This window comes from Streptomyces sp. NPDC007896 (assembly GCF_042959425.1).
Taxonomy (GTDB): domain Bacteria; phylum Actinomycetota; class Actinomycetes; order Streptomycetales; family Streptomycetaceae; genus Streptomyces.
In genome coordinates this window covers 662774-677818 of sequence record NZ_JBIBKX010000001.1, presented here as the reverse complement: position 1 = coordinate 677818, position 15045 = coordinate 662774, and the positions used below count along the sequence as shown (strand labels likewise).

13 protein-coding genes and 1 pseudogene are annotated in these 15045 nt (G+C 71.0%); 6 read left to right on the top strand and 8 right to left on the bottom strand.

Annotated features, from left to right (window positions below):
• Positions 1-201: 201 nt before the first annotated feature.
• Positions 202-987 carry an SDR family NAD(P)-dependent oxidoreductase gene (locus ACFZDJ_RS03085; protein WP_391055666.1) on the bottom strand — a complete coding sequence of 262 codons (786 nt, stop codon included), beginning with the start codon at positions 985-987 and terminating at the stop codon, positions 202-204.
• Positions 988-1153: 166 nt separating this feature from the next.
• Positions 1154-2161 (bottom strand): Gfo/Idh/MocA family oxidoreductase, encoded by a 1008-nt coding sequence (locus ACFZDJ_RS03080; protein WP_391055664.1) that lies wholly within the window; start codon positions 2159-2161, stop codon positions 1154-1156.
• Between the two features lie 110 nt (positions 2162-2271).
• On the opposite strand from ACFZDJ_RS03080, the gene ACFZDJ_RS03075 reads away from it, so the two are divergent.
• From ACFZDJ_RS03075 to ACFZDJ_RS03065, 3 genes are all read left to right on the top strand, one after another.
• On the top strand, positions 2272-3618 hold the full coding sequence (locus ACFZDJ_RS03075; RefSeq protein ID WP_391055661.1) for a Bcr/CflA family efflux MFS transporter: 1347 nt from the start codon (positions 2272-2274) through the stop codon (positions 3616-3618).
• Positions 3573-4745 (top strand): serine hydrolase, encoded by a 1173-nt coding sequence (locus ACFZDJ_RS03070; RefSeq protein WP_390928686.1) that lies wholly within the window; start codon positions 3573-3575, stop codon positions 4743-4745. The genes ACFZDJ_RS03075 and ACFZDJ_RS03070 overlap by 46 nt, the downstream gene beginning before the upstream one ends.
• Positions 4746-5102: 357 nt before the next feature.
• Positions 5103-6098, top strand: coding sequence for a small ribosomal subunit Rsm22 family protein (locus ACFZDJ_RS03065; RefSeq protein ID WP_390927903.1), 996 nt, complete (start codon positions 5103-5105; stop codon positions 6096-6098).
• A gap of 74 nt (positions 6099-6172) precedes the next feature.
• On the opposite strand, the gene ddaH is transcribed toward ACFZDJ_RS03065, so the two are convergent.
• Positions 6173-6994, bottom strand: coding sequence for a dimethylargininase (gene ddaH, locus ACFZDJ_RS03060; RefSeq protein WP_384905021.1), 822 nt, complete (start codon positions 6992-6994; stop codon positions 6173-6175).
• A 261-nt stretch (positions 6995-7255) separates the two neighbouring features.
• Here ddaH and ACFZDJ_RS03055 point away from each other — a divergent pair, with 261 nt between their 5' ends.
• Positions 7256-7912 carry a TetR/AcrR family transcriptional regulator gene (locus ACFZDJ_RS03055; RefSeq protein ID WP_168508321.1) on the top strand — a complete coding sequence of 219 codons (657 nt, stop codon included), beginning with the start codon at positions 7256-7258 and terminating at the stop codon, positions 7910-7912.
• 195 nt (positions 7913-8107) lie between these two features.
• Positions 8108-8845 carry a bifunctional DNA primase/polymerase gene (locus ACFZDJ_RS03050; RefSeq protein WP_391055658.1) on the top strand — a complete coding sequence of 246 codons (738 nt, stop codon included), beginning with the start codon at positions 8108-8110 and terminating at the stop codon, positions 8843-8845.
• A gap of 28 nt (positions 8846-8873) precedes the next feature.
• Here ACFZDJ_RS03050 and ACFZDJ_RS03045 read toward each other — a convergent pair whose 3' ends face one another.
• The 4 genes from ACFZDJ_RS03045 to efeO are packed head-to-tail and all read right to left on the bottom strand — an operon-like array spanning position 8874 to position 13161.
• Positions 8874-9887, bottom strand: a complete 1014-nt coding sequence (locus tag ACFZDJ_RS03045; protein ID WP_391055655.1) for a hypothetical protein — start codon at positions 9885-9887, stop codon at positions 8874-8876.
• Positions 9844-10719, bottom strand: a complete 876-nt coding sequence (gene efeU, locus ACFZDJ_RS03040; protein WP_384905015.1) for an iron uptake transporter permease EfeU — start codon at positions 10717-10719, stop codon at positions 9844-9846. The genes ACFZDJ_RS03045 and efeU overlap by 44 nt, the downstream gene beginning before the upstream one ends.
• 3 nt (positions 10720-10722) lie before the next feature.
• Positions 10723-12000 (bottom strand): iron uptake transporter deferrochelatase/peroxidase subunit, encoded by a 1278-nt coding sequence (gene efeB, locus ACFZDJ_RS03035; protein ID WP_391055652.1) that lies wholly within the window; start codon positions 11998-12000, stop codon positions 10723-10725.
• A 12-nt stretch (positions 12001-12012) separates the two neighbouring features.
• Positions 12013-13161, bottom strand: coding sequence for an iron uptake system protein EfeO (gene efeO / locus ACFZDJ_RS03030; RefSeq protein ID WP_391055649.1), 1149 nt, complete (start codon positions 13159-13161; stop codon positions 12013-12015).
• Positions 13162-13864: 703 nt separating this feature from the next.
• Here efeO and ACFZDJ_RS03025 point away from each other — a divergent pair.
• Positions 13865-14512 (top strand): PhzF family phenazine biosynthesis protein, encoded by a 648-nt coding sequence (locus tag ACFZDJ_RS03025; protein ID WP_355487905.1) that lies wholly within the window; start codon positions 13865-13867, stop codon positions 14510-14512.
• Between the two features lie 353 nt (positions 14513-14865).
• On the opposite strand, the pseudogene ACFZDJ_RS03020 reads toward ACFZDJ_RS03025, so the two are convergent.
• Positions 14866-14994: pseudogene (locus ACFZDJ_RS03020) on the bottom strand (biliverdin-producing heme oxygenase); the annotation flags it as partial.
• Between the last annotated feature and the right edge of the window lie 51 nt (positions 14995-15045).

The following is a 15045-nucleotide window of genomic DNA, read 5'->3' as shown; positions in this document are numbered from 1 at the left end:
CGCGGAACGGCTGCCACCACCCCCCTCGGTGTGGACCGTGGTCGTACCGAAGTCCTCCACTCCAAGTGTGAAGCTCTGGTGGAGAAGTCACGAGCATAAGCCCGCCACCGGCCCGAACGGTACGGAGGTTCAGCTTCCGTTTGTGTAGGTTGAGCCGTTGACGAGCCGTTGACGAGCCGTTGACGAGCCGTCCGGGGCCCGTCAGCCGCGCCCGACATACGGCATCGCGGTGGCCAGTACCGTCGCGAACTGCACATTCGCCTCCAACGGCAGCTCCGCCATGTGCCGCACCGTGCGCGCCACGTCCGCCACGTCCATCACCGGCTCGGCCACGGTTTCCCCGTTCGCCTGCAGCGCTCCGGTCTGCATGCGCGCGGTCATGTCGCTCGCCGCGTTGCCGATGTCGATCTGGCCGCAGGCGATCCGGTACGGACGCCCGTCCAGGGACAGCGACTTGGTCAGCCCCGTCAGTGCGTGCTTGGTCGCCGTGTACGCCACCGACAGCGGGCGGGGCGTGTGCGCCGAGATCGAGCCGTTGTTGATGATCCGGCCGCCCTGCGGGTCCTGCTCCTTCATCTGCCGGTACGCGGCCTGCGCGCACAGGAACGCGCCGTTGAGGTTCGTGTTCACGACGTGCAGCCATGCCTCGTAGGGCAGTTCCTCGACCGGGACGCCGCCGGGTCCGAACGTTCCCGCGTTGTTGAAGAGCAGGTCCAGCCGCCCGAAGCGCTCGCGCGTCGCGTCGAACAGGGCCGCCACGTCGTCGGGCCGCGAGACGTCGGTGCGTACGACGAGGGAGGGCGCCTCGGGGACGAGGGCGGCCGTCTTCTCCAGCGTCTCCGGCTTGCGTCCGGCGAGCGCCACCGACCAGCCGGTGCGCAGCAGTTCGACGGCCACCGCGCGGCCGATGCCGGAGCCCGCGCCGGTCACCACCGCGATTTTCGTCGGCGAGGCGGGCAGGGCGTTCGAGTCGTTGAGGGCATTCATGGGCCCGCAGCGTACGGCCTGGCCCGGCGGGTGGACGGGCGCCTCCTGCGGCGTCGGCGCCCTGGGTCCTGTCCGGCGGATCATGCCGCAGACGCGGGGCTTGGCACGCTCGCCTGTGCTGATGAGGCGCCGTCGTTTCCCTCCGACTTGATCCGCCGGACAGGCCCTAGTCGGTCTCTCCGGGGTAGCGGACGCCGATCTGGGCGCGGATCGTGTCGAGCGTCCGCATCACGGCGAGGCTGCCGTCGAGGGGGACGAGCCGGGACTCCTTCTCGTCGGCCCGCAGGGCGCGCATCACCTCGGCTGCCTCGTGCTTGAGGCTGGTGCGCGGGCCGTGCGCCGGGTCGGCCGTGAACTCCTCGGGGTCGCGGCCGTCGCGGTGCAGCACGAGCCGGTCCGGGAAGAAGAAGCCGCCCGGTATGTCGATGCGGCCCTGGGAGCCGGTGACGGAGGCCGAGACGGAGGTGCCGCCATTGACGGAGCAGTGCACCGAAGCGAGAGCGCCGCTCTCCCAGGTGAGCAGTGCTCCGGTCTGGAGATCGACGCCCTCGCCGGAGAGTACCGCTCTCGCGGTGATGCCCGAGGGCTCCCCGAGCAGCAACTGCGCGAACGACACCGGATAGACGCCGAGATCGAGCAGCGCGCCACCGCCCTGCGCGGGGTCCCGCAGCCGGTGCGAGGGCGGGAACGGGCCATTGATTCCGAAGTCGGCCTGAATCGTGCGGACTTCGCCGATCACGCCGTCGTCGACGAGGCCCTTGAGCTGCCGGACCAGCGGATTGCAGTACATCCACATGGCCTCCATCAGGAAGCGGTCGTGCTCCTTGGCGAGCGCGACCAGTTCCTCCGCCTCGCGCACGTTCAGCGTGAACGCCTTCTCGCACAGCACATGGCGCCCCGCCTCCAGACACATCCCGGCGGCGACCCGGTGCGCCGAGTGCGGAGTGGCGACGTACACCACGTCGACGTCCTCGTCCGCCGCGAGCGAGGCCCAGTCCCCGTACGCCCTGGGAATCCCGAACCGCTCGGCGAACGCCTTCGCCGAGGCGTCCGTCCGCGAGGCCACGGCCACGACCTCGGCGTCCGGCATGTCCACCAGATCCGCCGTGAAGGCCGCCGCGATCCCGCCGGTCGCCAGAATCCCCCACCGCACCCGCTCGCCCACGCCCGTCATTCCCGGCCCTTCGCTCTGCCACTCGCTCTGCCACGTGAAGTTCTGTGACCCCGAACACTCCGTTCGAACTGAGAGCATAGGTGGCGGATTACTCGAAGAGGGAGGGGCTCATGCCCGAGCGCGGGCACACCGGACGGGACCCGAAAGGCCCACGGGCCCCGGAGGGGCACATACCGAACACGGCGGTGGCCGACGTACCGGAGGCGCGGGAAGCGCCGGACCCCGGTGCCCTCCGCCGCACCGGCCTCCTCGTCACCCTGATCCTCGGCGGACTCACCGCCACGCCCCCGCTGTCGATGGACATGTACCTCCCGGCCCTGCCGGAGGTCACCCGCTCCCTGCACGCCCCCGCCGCCACCGTCCAGCTCACGCTGACCGCCTGCCTCGCCGGGATGGCGCTCGGCCAGCTCGTCGTCGGACCGATGAGCGACAAGTGGGGCCGCAGACGCCCGCTCCTCGTCGGCCTCGTCGTCTACGTCCTCGCCACCGCCCTGTGCGCCCTCGCCCCGAACGTCGAACTCCTCGTCGCCTTCCGCCTCGCCCAGGGCCTCGCGGGCGCGGCCGGCATCGTGATCGCGCGAGCCGTCGTACGCGACCTGTACGACGGCATGGCGATGGCCCGCTTCTTCTCCACCCTCATGCTGATCTCCGGCGTCGCCCCCGTCGTCGCGCCCCTCATCGGCGGCCAGATCCTGCGCGCCACCGACTGGCGGGGCGTGTTCGTCCTCCTCACGGCGGTCGGCATCGCACTCACCGCGCTCGTCTGGAGGAGGCTCCCGGAGACCCTCCAGCCCGCACAGCGCCACGGCGGCGGCGTCGGTGAGGCGCTGCGCGCCATGCGCGGACTGCTCGCCGACCGCGTCTTCACCGGCTACACCCTGGCGGGCGGCTTCGCCTTCGCGGCACTGTTCGCCTACATAAGTGCCTCTCCTTTCGTGATCCAGGAGATCTACGGCGCGTCCCCGCAGACCTTCAGCCTGCTCTTCGGGATCAACTCCGTCGGCCTGGTGATCGTCGGCCAGATCAACGGCAAGATCCTCGTCGGCCGGGTCAGCCTCGACAAGGTCCTCGCCGTCGGCCTCGGCCTCATCGCCCTCGCCGCGACGGCGCTGCTGCTGCTCTCCACAGGCGTCTTCGGCAAGGCGGGCCTCGTCCCGGTGGCCGCGGCCCTCTTCGTCCTCATGTCCGCCATGGGCCTCGCCATGCCCAACACCCAGGCGCTGGCCCTGATGCGGGTACGGCACGCGGCCGGTTCCGCGTCCGCGCTGCTCGGCACCTCCTCCTTCCTCATCGGCGCGATCGCCTCCCCGCTCGTCGGCATCGCCGGGGAGCACACCGCGGTCCCGATGGCCGTCGTCCAACTGGCGGCGGTACTGGTGGCCATCGCCTTCTTCGTGGGACTGTGCCGTCCCTGGCAGACGGGACACACCGTGGACGGAAAGGCGGCGGGCAGCTGAGCGCACCGAGACTGCGCGCGGACACCCCGGAACGGGCCGGACTCGACCCGACGGAACTGCGCCACCTCGTACGGGACGTCCGCACCCTCACCCGTGGGCCGCGCCCCTGGACGGCGGGCGTCGTGCTGGTCGCGGGCCGCGGCCCGGTCATCGCCGTCGAGGAGGCGGCGGGCTGGGCTGTGCGCTACTCCTCCTACGACGAGAAGACCGACACCGGGGTCGAACTGCCGCCCGGGGATCGGCGGCCGATGACCGTCCACACCCCCTTCGACCTGGCCTCCCTCACCAAGCTGTTCACGGCGGTCGCCGCGGTGCAGCAGCTGGAGCGGGGCACGCTGGGGATCGACGCACGGGTGGGGGCGTATCTGCCGGACTTCCGGGCGGCCTCGGCCCACGACATCACCGTACGACAGCTGCTCATGCACACCTCCGGGCTGCGCCCCGAACTCCCGCTGTACGACTGCCCGGACGACGCGGCGCGTCTCGCCCTGCTGCGGGCCGAGGCCCCCTCGTCCCAGCCGGGCGAGTACGTGTACTCCGACCTGAACCTGCTGCTCCTCCAACACGTCCTGGAACGGATCACCGGCCGCACGCTCGACGTCCTGGTCCGCGACGGGATCACCCGGCCGCTGGGGATGACCGCCACGTCCTTCGGGCCGTGCGCGGGGGCGGCGGCGACCGAGGACCAGCGGCGGCCGTGGGGCAAGGCGGACCGGGGGATGCTGCGGGGGGTCGTGCACGACGAGAACGCGTGGGCGCTCGGTGGGGTGGCCGGGCACGCGGGCCTCTTCTCCACGGCCCATGACCTCGCGGTCTTCTGCCGGACCCTTCTCGCGGGCGGCTCCTACGGCCCCGCCCGCATCCTCGGCCCCGACTTCGTCGAGCTGATGCTCACCCCGCCGGGCCTCGGCTTCGCCGTCGACCAGCCCTGGTTCATGGGGGCGCTCGCCGGACGGGGCGCCGCGGGGCACACCGGTTTCACCGGTACGTCCCTTGTGCTGGACCCCGCGACGGACACGTTCCTGGTGCTCCTCGCGAACACGGTGCATCCCCGCCGCCGCCCGCCGGACAGCGCGCCGCGGGCCGAGGCGGCGACGCGGCTGGCGCGGGCGGTACGGGGAGCGTGAGCGGGGGTTCTGTTTCGCCTGCGGGTGCGTCGTGGCTGGTCGCGCAGTTCCCCGCGCCCCTGGGGCCGGGGCTGCGCCCCGGATCCCCCGCCCGCCCGATTCGTTTGGCCGCGGGCCGGTGGGGGCTGGTCGCGCAGTTCCTCGCGCCCCTAAACGCCCGGGGTCGTCCGGCGTTCCAGGGCGAGGCCGGGTGCCGCACCCCACCCACCCCGGCCCGCATCTCCAGCCCGTCCGGCGTTTGAGGACGAGGCCGTTCAGGCCGATCGGGGGGCTGGGGGCGGAGCCCCCAGGTCGAGGACGGGACGGGTAGGGGCGGCGGGGGCGAGGACGCTGTTGCGGCGACCGTAGAATCGGCGGGTGAACGTCCCCGTACATCCCGCCGAGACCCTGCGTACCGCCCTCGCCGGACTCCTCGACGGCCTCCCGCCGAAGGCGGCCACACAGGCGGTCGACCGGCTGATCGCGAACTACCGGGGAACGACCCCCACCCACACCCCGGTCCTCCGCGACCGCTCGGACGTGGTCGCGTACGCCGCCTACCGCATGCCGGCGACATTCGAGGCGGTGCGATCGGCGCTGGAGGCGTTCGCGGACGCGGTCCCGCAGTGGACGCCGGCGAGCCACGTGGACGTCGGCGGCGGCACGGGCGCCGCGACCTGGGCGGTGAACGCGACCTGGGCGGGCGCCCGCCCCGTGACCGTGCTCGACTGGGCCGAGCCCGCCCTCGCACTGGGCCGCGAGATCGCCGCGGCGAACCCGGAGCTGAAGTCCGCCGAATGGCACCGCTCTCGTATCGGATCAGCGCTCACCATCGAGAGCACTGATCTCGTCACCGTCTCCTACGTCCTCGGCGAGCTCACCGACGCCGACCGCGCCTCCGTCGTGACCGCCGCCGCGACCGCCGCCCAGGCCGTCGTGATCATCGAGCCCGGTACGCCCGACGGCTACGCGCGCGTCATCGAGGCGCGGGAGCGACTGATCGCCGCCGGGTTCCACGTCGCCGCCCCCTGCCCGCACAGCGCGGCCTGCCCGATCGTCCCCGGCGAGGACTGGTGCCACTTCTCCGCCCGGGTCGCGCGCTCCTCCCTGCACCGTCAGGTCAAGGGAGGCTCCCTGCCCTACGAGGACGAGAAGTTCAGCTACGTCGCCGCCACCCGCTTCCCGCCGACCCCGGCCCCCTCCCGCGTCGTACGCAAGCCGCAGATCCGCAAGGGCCAGGTGCTCCTGGACCTGTGCGGACCCGACGAGGCCCTGCACCGCGAGACGGTGACCAAGCGTCACGGGCCGCTGTACCGGGCGGCCCGCGACGCGGACTGGGGCGACGCCTGGCCACCGCCGCCCGCGCAGGACTAGCAGCCGGGGCTCAGCTCCTCAGCTCCTCAACACCTCAACACCTCAACACCTCAGCTCCTCAGCTCCTCCGCTCCTCAACACCGCAGCTCCTGTGTGCAGCACTTCACGCTGCCGCCGCCCTTGAGAAGCTCGCTCAGATCGATGCCGACGGGCTCGAAGCCACGCTCGCGCAGCGGACCGAGGAGCCCCGTCGCGGCCTGCGGCAGCAGCACGTGCAGGCCGTCCGAGACCGCGTTGAGGCCGAGCGCGGCGGCATCCTCGTCACCGGCGATCAGCGCGTCGGGGAACAGCCGCCGCAGCACCTCCCGGCTGCCGGGGGAGAAGGCGGGCGGGTAGTACATGATTTCGTCCGTCGTGTCGTCGAGGACGGCGAGGGCGGTGTCGAGGTGGTAGTAGCGGGGGTCGACCAGGTCGAGCCCGATCACCGGTCGCGCGAAGAACTCCTGGGCCTCGCCGTGCGAGAGAGGGCTCGCGCGAAAGCCGCGGCCGGCGAGTACGTAGGAGGCGGTGACCGCGAAGTCGCCCTCGCCCTCGTTGACGTGGACCGGCTCGTGGACGTGCGGGAAGCCGTGCGCGCGGAACCACTCCAGGTGGGCCGCCGCCTCCGGTTCCCGCTCCCGGTGCGCGAACCGGGCGCCCAGCACCCGGCCGTCGACGACCGTCGCCCCGTTCGCGGCGTAGACCATGTCCGGCAGGCCGGGGCGCGGGGTGAGTTCCTCGACCGTGTGGCCGAGCGCGCGGTACCGGCTGCGCAGGTCCTCCCACTGGGCGACGGCGAGCGGCACGTCGACCGGCTTGGCGGGGTTCATCCACGGGTTGATGGCGTAGGTGACGTCGAAGTGTGCGGGTGGGCACATCAGATAGCGCCGGGGTGTGGCGCGGCGGGGAGGCTGCAAGGAGGGCTCCTCACGTACCGCAGGGGTAGGTGATGCCCATGGTGCGGTCCGCGGGGCACGTCGGCAGCCTGGCGAACGGGTGGACTTCGCAGGGCCACGACGGCTCTCGCCCCCGCCGCCCCCACCCGTCCCATCCCGGGGGCTGCCGCCCCCACCCCCCGCATCGGCCTGAAGGGCCTCGTCCTCAAACGCCGGACGGGCTGGAGGGTGTGGGCCTCTGTCGCGAGACGATCCGTCTTGTCAACCTGTTAAATTCACCCCATGGCCCACACGCCCCGCCCCTCCGCCAAACCCACCCCCGACTCCACCCGCCGCAGCGAGAAGTCCCGCCGCGCGATCTTCGACGCCGCCCTCGCCCTCGTCGGCGAGGTCGGCTACCCCAAGACCACGATCGAGGGCATCGCCGCCCGCGCGGGCGTCGGCAAGCAGACGATCTACCGGTGGTGGTCGTCGAAGGCGGACGTCCTGCTGGAGGCGTTCATCGATCTGAGCGCCCAGGCGGCGCAGGCGGCGGGTCGGCCGGAGGTGCTGGGGGAGCACGCGGAGTACGGCATCCCGGACACCGGTGATCTCGCGGCCGACCTCAAGCAGGTGCTGCGCGCCACCGTCGACGAACTCCTGAACCCCAAGTTCGAGATCCCCTCGCGGGCCCTGGCCGCGGAGGGCCTCGTGAACGAGGCGCTCGGTGTCGAGTTCGTTTCCAAGCTCCTCGAACCCCAGCTCCAGCTCTACGTGAAGCGGCTGCGGTCCGCCCAGGACAAGGGCGACCTGCGGCCCGACATCGACCCCCGCATCGCCCTGGAACTCTTCGTCTCCCCGCTCGCGCAGCGCTGGCTCCAGCACACCGGCCCCATCTCGTACGCGTATACGGACACCCTCGTCGACTACGCGCTGTACGGCCTCGCTCCACGGGGATGAATCATGCCAAAGCGCCCCGGATGGGGGGCTCTGTACATCCGGGGCACAAGAGGGTGGGACCATAGAGGTTGTTGAAGGCGTTTGTCAGCACGATTCATCGACGTAATCGACGTAATCGACGTAATCGACGTGAACGTGCTGGACGTGACGCCGCGACACGACCGCTGTCGGCACAACTGCTTGGCGAGGGGATTGATGAGCGCAGAGTTCGGCCGCCGCTCCGGCGCGCAGGGCAGGATCTCCCAGTGGCTGCGTGGTCGCCGGTCGATGGGGACCGTGGAAACTGCCGGCGGTGGGCGCGAGGCCCTGCTGGTCGCCGCTGCCGCCGCGGGGCTGCCGCTCGCGCAGGCCGCGTACCCCTCCGGCTACCGCTGTTCCTGTGACCGCGTCGGCTGTCCCACCCCCGCGCGCCACCCCGTCTCCTTCGCCTGGCAGACCCAGTCCACGACCGACCGCGCCCAGATCGAGCGGTGGGTCCGGCACCAGCCGCAGGCCAACTTCATCACCGCGACCGGCATGGTGCACGACGTCCTCGACGTGCCCGTCGACGCGGGCCGCGAGGCGCTGGAGCGGCTGCTCGCCTCCGGCGTGGAGGTGGGGCCCGTCGCGCAGAGCGGCGACGGCCGCATGTTCTTCTTCACACTCACCCGCGGTACGCCCGAGGACGAGGACGAGTGGTGGCCGTGCGAGCTGGACTCGCACCCCGAGACGACGGACGAGCACCCCGGTCTGCGCTGGCACTGCCGCGGCTCGTACGTCCTCGTGCCGCCGGCCCAGCTCCCCGGCGGCCTGACGGTCGACTGGGTACGAGGCCCGGAACACCCACTCCCCGACCCCCTGAGCCTGCTCGAGGCCCTGACGGACGCCTGTGCCCGTTACGCGGGCGAGAACGAGTCGGACGACCAGCTGGCAGCCTGGCCCCACCGCAACTAGCCGGCAGGAGCCGGCCGGGCCGGGCCGGTCATCCGCCCTTCGCCCCCGTCAGCCCCTCGATCCGGCCCAGCACCGCTACCTGTTGCTTCTGCGCGCTCTTCCCGGGGTCCAGGACCGCCTGGTTGGAGACGAACTCCAGGGTGAGGGACTGCTTGATGTCACCGATGGTCAGCGCCTTGACGTCCGCGCTGGGGGCCGGGATCTCGGTGCCCTGAGCGGCGGTCTGCTTCTCGTAGCGGCGGGTGGTGAAGAAGACCAGCGCGCCGCCGTCCGTGGTGCGCAGCCCCACCGGGGCGTAGTCGCCGGAGGACAGCGGCTCGTCGATGTACTGCCGGGCGAGACCGGGCTTGGTGGCGTTCTTGGCACGCTGGGTCCGCCACTGCGAGGTGTGGAGGCCCGGTGCGAAGGTGTCGCCGCCGCTCTTCAGATAGGTGGTGTACGACTGACTCAGCTTGTCCGGCTCGACGGCGAGAGCCGTGTCGTCCCCGGTGACGGGCTGCGCCCAACCGTCCTTGTCCTGCTGGAACTTCGGTACGTCGGTGGCGGCGAGGACGGTCAGATACGAGGCCTGCCACACGTCGTTGGCGCTGCCCCGGGTGAAGACGAGCAGCCAACGGTAGCCCGCCACACCCTTGTTGGCCGCGGCGTCGGCCACGAACCAGCGCGGCCAGCCCGCCTTCGCCGGTATCGAGAACTTCGCGTCGGTCAGCGACAGCGGCGAATAGGCCGGGTTGCCGCCCGGATTGTTCTTCTGCCCGGCCGTCAGCTTCGCGCCGTCGATGGCGCCGAGGGCGCCGGTGACGTGGTCCGCGTCCAGGGAGCTGTCGTTCGCCTTGTCCGCCTTGTTGTAGGCGGCGGTGAAGTCCTTGAGCGCACGGGCGGCCTCGGTCCGGGTCGCCGTCGGTACGACCTCCCGCTCCCCGTGCACCACCACGCAGCCGCTCGCCGACAAGGACAGAACGGTCACCGCCCCTGTCGCCAGGGCGAACCGGTTGAGACTACGAAGCCTTCGTGGGCTGCGACCCGCGCGATCCCTGCTCATCAGGTGCCTTCACCTTCCCCTTCCCGGAGGCGAACCCTACCGGGGCGAGGAAGATCGCGAGTGTCGGGACCAGGTACAGCGCCCACACCGTGACCTGAAGGACCGTCGGGTCGGGCTGGAAGTTCAACACGCCCTTGAGGAGCGTGCCGTACCAGCTGTCCGGCGGGATCGTGCCACTGATGTCGAAGGCGAGATTCCGCAGCCCCGGGATCCAGTCGGCCTCCTGCAGGTCGTGGACGCCGTACGCGAGCACACCCGCCGCGACCACGACCAGCATGCCGCCGGTCCAGGTGAAGAACTTCGCGAGGTTGATCTTCAGTGCGCCCCGGTAGAAGAGCCAGCCGAGGAAGACCGCGGTGGCCAGGCCCAGGGCGACACCGATCAGCGGGCGCGGGGTGCCGTCGCTCGCCGCGTGCACCGACGCCCACACGAACAGCGCCGTCTCCAGACCCTCCCGGCCGACGGCCAGGAACGCGGTCGCGACCAGCGCTCCCGTGCCCATCGCCAGTGCCGCGTCCAGCCTGCCGTGCAGTTCGGACTTCAGATGCCGGGCGGTGCGCCGCATCCAGAAGACCATCCACGTCACCAGGCCGACCGCGACGATCGACAGCGAACCGCCGAGCGCCTCCTGCGCCTCGAACGTCAGCTCCTGGGAGCCGAACTCGAGCGCGCAGCCGAAGCCGAGGGCGAGCGCGATCGCGACGCCGATGCCCATCCAGATGGGCTTCAGGGCGTCCTTGCGGTCGGTCTTCACCAGGTAGGCGATGAGGATGCAGACGACGAGACTGGCTTCCAGCCCCTCGCGCAGACCGATCAGATAGTTGCCGAACACGGGCTATGCCTCCTTGGAGAACAGCGCGCGCCCCCACCAGTCGTCCTTGTCGCGGACGCCTGGCGGGACGGCGAAGACCGCCGAACTCACGTGCTGGATGTACTCGTTGAGCGCGTCGGAGCGCGCGAGGCTGCGCTGCACCGGGATGAACCCCTTGCGCACGTCACGCTGGTAGGCGAGGAAGAACAGCCCGGCCTCCAGCCGGCCGAGGCCGTCCGTGCCGTCCGTGAAGGAGTAGCCCCGGCGCAGCAGGGTGACCCCGTCGTTGGAGTCGGGATGCGCGAGCCGTACGTGCGCGTCGGGCTTCATCGCCTTCAGGAACGGCTCGTCGCGCTCCTTGGCCTTGCCGACCGGCGCGCCCTCGCCCTTGTCCCGGCCGAAGACGTCCTCCTGCTCCTGCAGCGAGGTCCGGTCCCAGGTCTCGATGTTCATCCGGATGCGGCGCGCCACGAGGTACGAGCCGCCGGTCATCCAGGCCGGACCCTCGCCCTCGCCCACCCACACGAACTTCTTCAGCCGGTCCGGCTCGGTGCCCGCGATGTTGCGGGTGCCGTCCTTGAACCCCATGAGGTTGCGGGGGGTCTGGGCGTCGGGGGTCGTCGAGGAGGTCTTTCCGAAGCCGAGCTGCGACCAGCGGACGGCGACCTTGCCGAAGCCGATCCGGGCCAGGTTGCGGATCGCGTGCACCGCGACCTGCGGGTCGTCCGCACAGGCCTGGACGCACAGGTCGCCGTCACTGCGCGACTTCTCCAGGTTGTCACCGGGGAACGCCGGCAGGTCGACGAGGGCCTCCGGCCGCTGCCCCGTCAGCCCGAACTTCTCGCCGTACTTCTCGAACAGCGAGGGCCCGAAGCCGATGGTCAGCGTCAGCCGGGACGGCTTGAGACCCAGCGCCTCGCCGGTGTCGTCCGGCGGCGCCTCGGCGAGTCCGCCGTACGCGCCCTCGCCGACCGCGTGCCCCCCGGTCATCCGGCGCGCGGCGGCCGTCCAGTCCTTCAGCATCTGGACGAACTCGGCGCGGTCGTCCGTCTTCACGTCGAACGAGGCGAAGTGCAGCCGGTCCTGCACCGGCGTCGCGATGCCCGCCTGGTGCGCGCCGTGGAAGGCGACCGCGGCGCCGGTCTCGGCACCCGCCGGTTCCACGTCGTTGCCGGTACGGGTCATCGCCACCGCGCCGCCGGCCGCGGCGGCCCCGAGCGCGAGCCCGGCACCGCCCCAGCCGATCAGCGAACGCCGGGAGGGCGTGGGGCCGCCCGTTGCTTCCGTGGTGTCAGTCGTCATGATGCGTTCCGCCTACTTCACAACAGCCGCGGCGAGCTTGGACAGGGGCTCGGCGAGCGCGTTGACCGCGTCCGAGAGTTCCTTGCGCTGGTCCTTGGTGACCTTGTCGTACGACACGAAGCCGTTCTGCGCCTTCTCCTGCGGATCGTCCGTGCGGTACTTGTCCAGCAGCGTGTTCAGCGCCGTGAACTGCTTGTCGAGCTCGGTGGTCAGCGCCTTGTCGTTCTGCTGTGCGACCGGCTTGAGCAGCTCGTACGACTTCTGCGCGCCCTCGACGTTGCCCTTGAAGTCGCTGAGGTCGGTGTGCGAGTAGCGGTCCTCCTCGCCGGTGACCTTGCCGGTGGCGACCTCGTCGAGGAGTTCCTTGGCGCCGTTGGCCATGGAGGTCGGGGTGATCTCGGCCTTGCCGACCCGCTTCTGCCAGTCCTTCAGGTCGGTGACCAGCTCATCGGCGAGGGTCTTCTGCTCCGCGCCGATCTTCTTGTCCTGCCAGAGGGCCTTCTCCAGGGCGTGCCAGCCGGTCCACTTCTGGCCCTTCTCCAGGTCGTTGACGCGGGTGTCGGTCTTGGGGTCGATGTCCCCGAAGGACTCGGCGATCGGCTCGGTGCACTCCCAGCCGAAGCGGGAGGGGGCGTAGGCCTGCTTGGCGGCCTCGATGTCGCCGGCCTTGATGGCGTCGGCGAACGTCTGCACCTTCGGGATCGTCGCGTCGGCCTGCTCCTGCGCGTACTCGCGGTAGGCGGCGACGGCCTTGTCGAGGCGCGGGTCGCGCTTGGCGACCGTGCCACCGGTCACGGTGAGCTTCTGGCGGACGCCGAGGCCCTTCATGCCGGGACGGCAGGCTATCTCGTACGAACCGGCCTTGACTTCGGCGGTGAGCGTGTACTTGGTGCCCGGGCCGATGTTCTCCTTCTCGGAGACGATCCGGTCGTCCGGGAAGAGGATCTCGACCTCGGTGGCCTTCGAGCCCTTGTTCTCGATGTTCAGGGTGACCTGGCCGGCCGGGACGGACTTCGTGGAGGTGTCGCACTTGGAGTCGGCGGCGGTCACCTGAATCGCGTCGCCGGACCCGGCGTCGCTCTTCTCGGTGCAGCCCGTGACGGCGGCCAGAGCGGCCGCGGTAGCGGCGGCGGTGACAACTGAGAGTCGGACGGCTCGCATTCAGGCTCCAAGAGAACGACGGACAAACCAGGCGGAAGATCCCCGCTGGCATGGTGAGGCTGGCCTAACTTACCTGAGGCTTACCTCACTCTTACCCACCCCTACGGTGATTCAGCTCTCACAGTTGACCCACGGACACGGCCTGATCACGGTGGCCAAAAGTAAACGCCATGGAATAGTCAAGCGTTGGTCAATCGTCCCGTTGGGGGTGAGGGGGTCCAGGGCAAGTGACGTGAGCGGGGCGCTCGCCTCTACCAGCTCAAAAGTCCCGGTCGGGCGCCCGGCGCGGCGGCCGCGGGCGTGTGGTCGCGGTGCGCGGGCGGCGCACGGAGTGATCCGTCTCGGCTTCGTGCGTCCTGGCTCAATCCATTGGCGTCGTACTGCCGCGTCCACCGTCGCCGCCGGATGGGAGCTGCGTTCCTTCCGCGCGCCGACCGCCCCGTTCGTGGTTGCCCCGCCTTCCGGGTGTCCGATCCGGACGCGGCTACGCGTGTCGCCCGTGGACCTGACGGAGGCAGACTGGCAAGCGGAGTTGGACAGTTGGAGTGAGGAATGGTCGGCACGGCGGATGTCTTTGACCGCGGACGGGGAGGCGGGGGCGCCGTTAGGGAACCACACCATCAGCATCACCCCCACCGACGGCACCAACGCACGCTGTTCGGGATGTCTGATAGGCCGACACCGGCCGATTACCATAGGAACGGTGACTGATTTCGACGTACTGCGCGTCTTCTGCGGGCCCGGTGGTGAACACGGCAACGAGCTCGGTGTGGTGCGCGAGGGTTCGGTGATGCCGGATCCGGAGGAGCGGCAGGCGTTCGCCGCGAAGCTCGGGTTCAGCGAGACCGTGTTCGTCGACGACCCCGAACGTGGGGTCGTCGACATCTACACACCGACCCTGCGGCTGCCGTTCGCCGGGCATCCCTGTGTCGGAGTGGGATGGCTGCTCGACATCCCCGAGCTGGTCACGCCCGCCGGGGTCGTGGGGGTGCGGCTGGACGGGGAGTTCAGCTGGATCGAGGCGCGGGCCGAGTGGGCGCCGGGGCGTACGTTGCGGCAGTACGGGTCCGCCGACGAGGTCGACGCGCTGGCCGTGCCGGAGTCGGGGGAGTGGGTGTACGCCTGGGCCTGGGAGGACGAGTCGGCCGGGCGCGTGCGGGCCCGAGGCTTTCCCGGGCGGGACGACGGGATCGTGGAGGACGAGGCGACGGGGGCGGCGGCGCTGCTGCTCACCGACCGGCTGGGCCGGGCCCTGAACATCGTCCAGGGCGCCGGCTCCCAGATCCTCACTGCACCGCAGCCGGGTGGGTGGGTGGAGGTGGGGGGCCGCGTACGGCTGCTTCGAGCCTGAACGGCTTTAGGTGCGGGTGTCGCCTGCGGGCCGGTGGGCGGGGGCTTCGCCCCGCATCCCCCGCCCGCCCGGATTCGTTCGCTGCGGGCCGGTGGGGGCTGGTCGCGCAGTTCCCCGCGCCCCTCAAGGGGCGCCGGCGCGCATCTTTCAGCCCGTCCGGCGTTTGAGGACGAGGCCGTTCAGGCCGATCGGGGGTCTGGGGGCGGAGCCCCCAGGTACGGATGGGACGGGTAGGGGCGGCGGGGGCGAAGGAAGTTGTCGCGTGCCGGGTCAGGCCGTGAGGGGGAACTCCTCGCCCAGGGCCTGGAATGCCGCCGCGTTGAGGGCGAACGCCCGCCTGCACTCGGTGCCGCACCCCGCAGATGCGTGAGGTCACGCTCCAGCGCACCGCGACGCGGCAACTCCGGCCGGACGAACGGCCCGGCCACCGGATCGGACGCCAACCGCTCGGCGTCCGTCTCCAGCGCCTCGTACACGAACCATTCTCGACAGGTTCCCGTCATCCTGTCGGTAAAAACGTACCCCGCCGGGCG

What these genes read in the sequence shown, in the direction of transcription:
- ACFZDJ_RS03055 (WP_168508321.1), top strand. Translation starts at nt 7,256, where the DNA reads ATGGCCCACACGCCCCGCCCCTCCGCCAAACCCACCCCCGACTCCACC.
- ACFZDJ_RS03085 (WP_391055666.1), bottom strand. Translation starts at nt 987, where the DNA reads ATGAATGCCCTCAACGACTCGAACGCCCTGCCCGCCTCGCCGACGAAA.
- ACFZDJ_RS03050 (WP_391055658.1), top strand. Translation starts at nt 8,108, where the DNA reads ATGAGCGCAGAGTTCGGCCGCCGCTCCGGCGCGCAGGGCAGGATCTCC.
- efeB (WP_391055652.1), bottom strand. Translation starts at nt 12,000, where the DNA reads ATGACGACTGACACCACGGAAGCAACGGGCGGCCCCACGCCCTCCCGG.
- ACFZDJ_RS03045 (WP_391055655.1), bottom strand. Translation starts at nt 9,887, where the DNA reads ATGAGCAGGGATCGCGCGGGTCGCAGCCCACGAAGGCTTCGTAGTCTC.
- ACFZDJ_RS03080 (WP_391055664.1), bottom strand. Translation starts at nt 2,161, where the DNA reads ATGACGGGCGTGGGCGAGCGGGTGCGGTGGGGGATTCTGGCGACCGGC.
- ACFZDJ_RS03075 (WP_391055661.1), top strand. Translation starts at nt 2,272, where the DNA reads ATGCCCGAGCGCGGGCACACCGGACGGGACCCGAAAGGCCCACGGGCC.
- efeO (WP_391055649.1), bottom strand. Translation starts at nt 13,161, where the DNA reads ATGCGAGCCGTCCGACTCTCAGTTGTCACCGCCGCCGCTACCGCGGCC.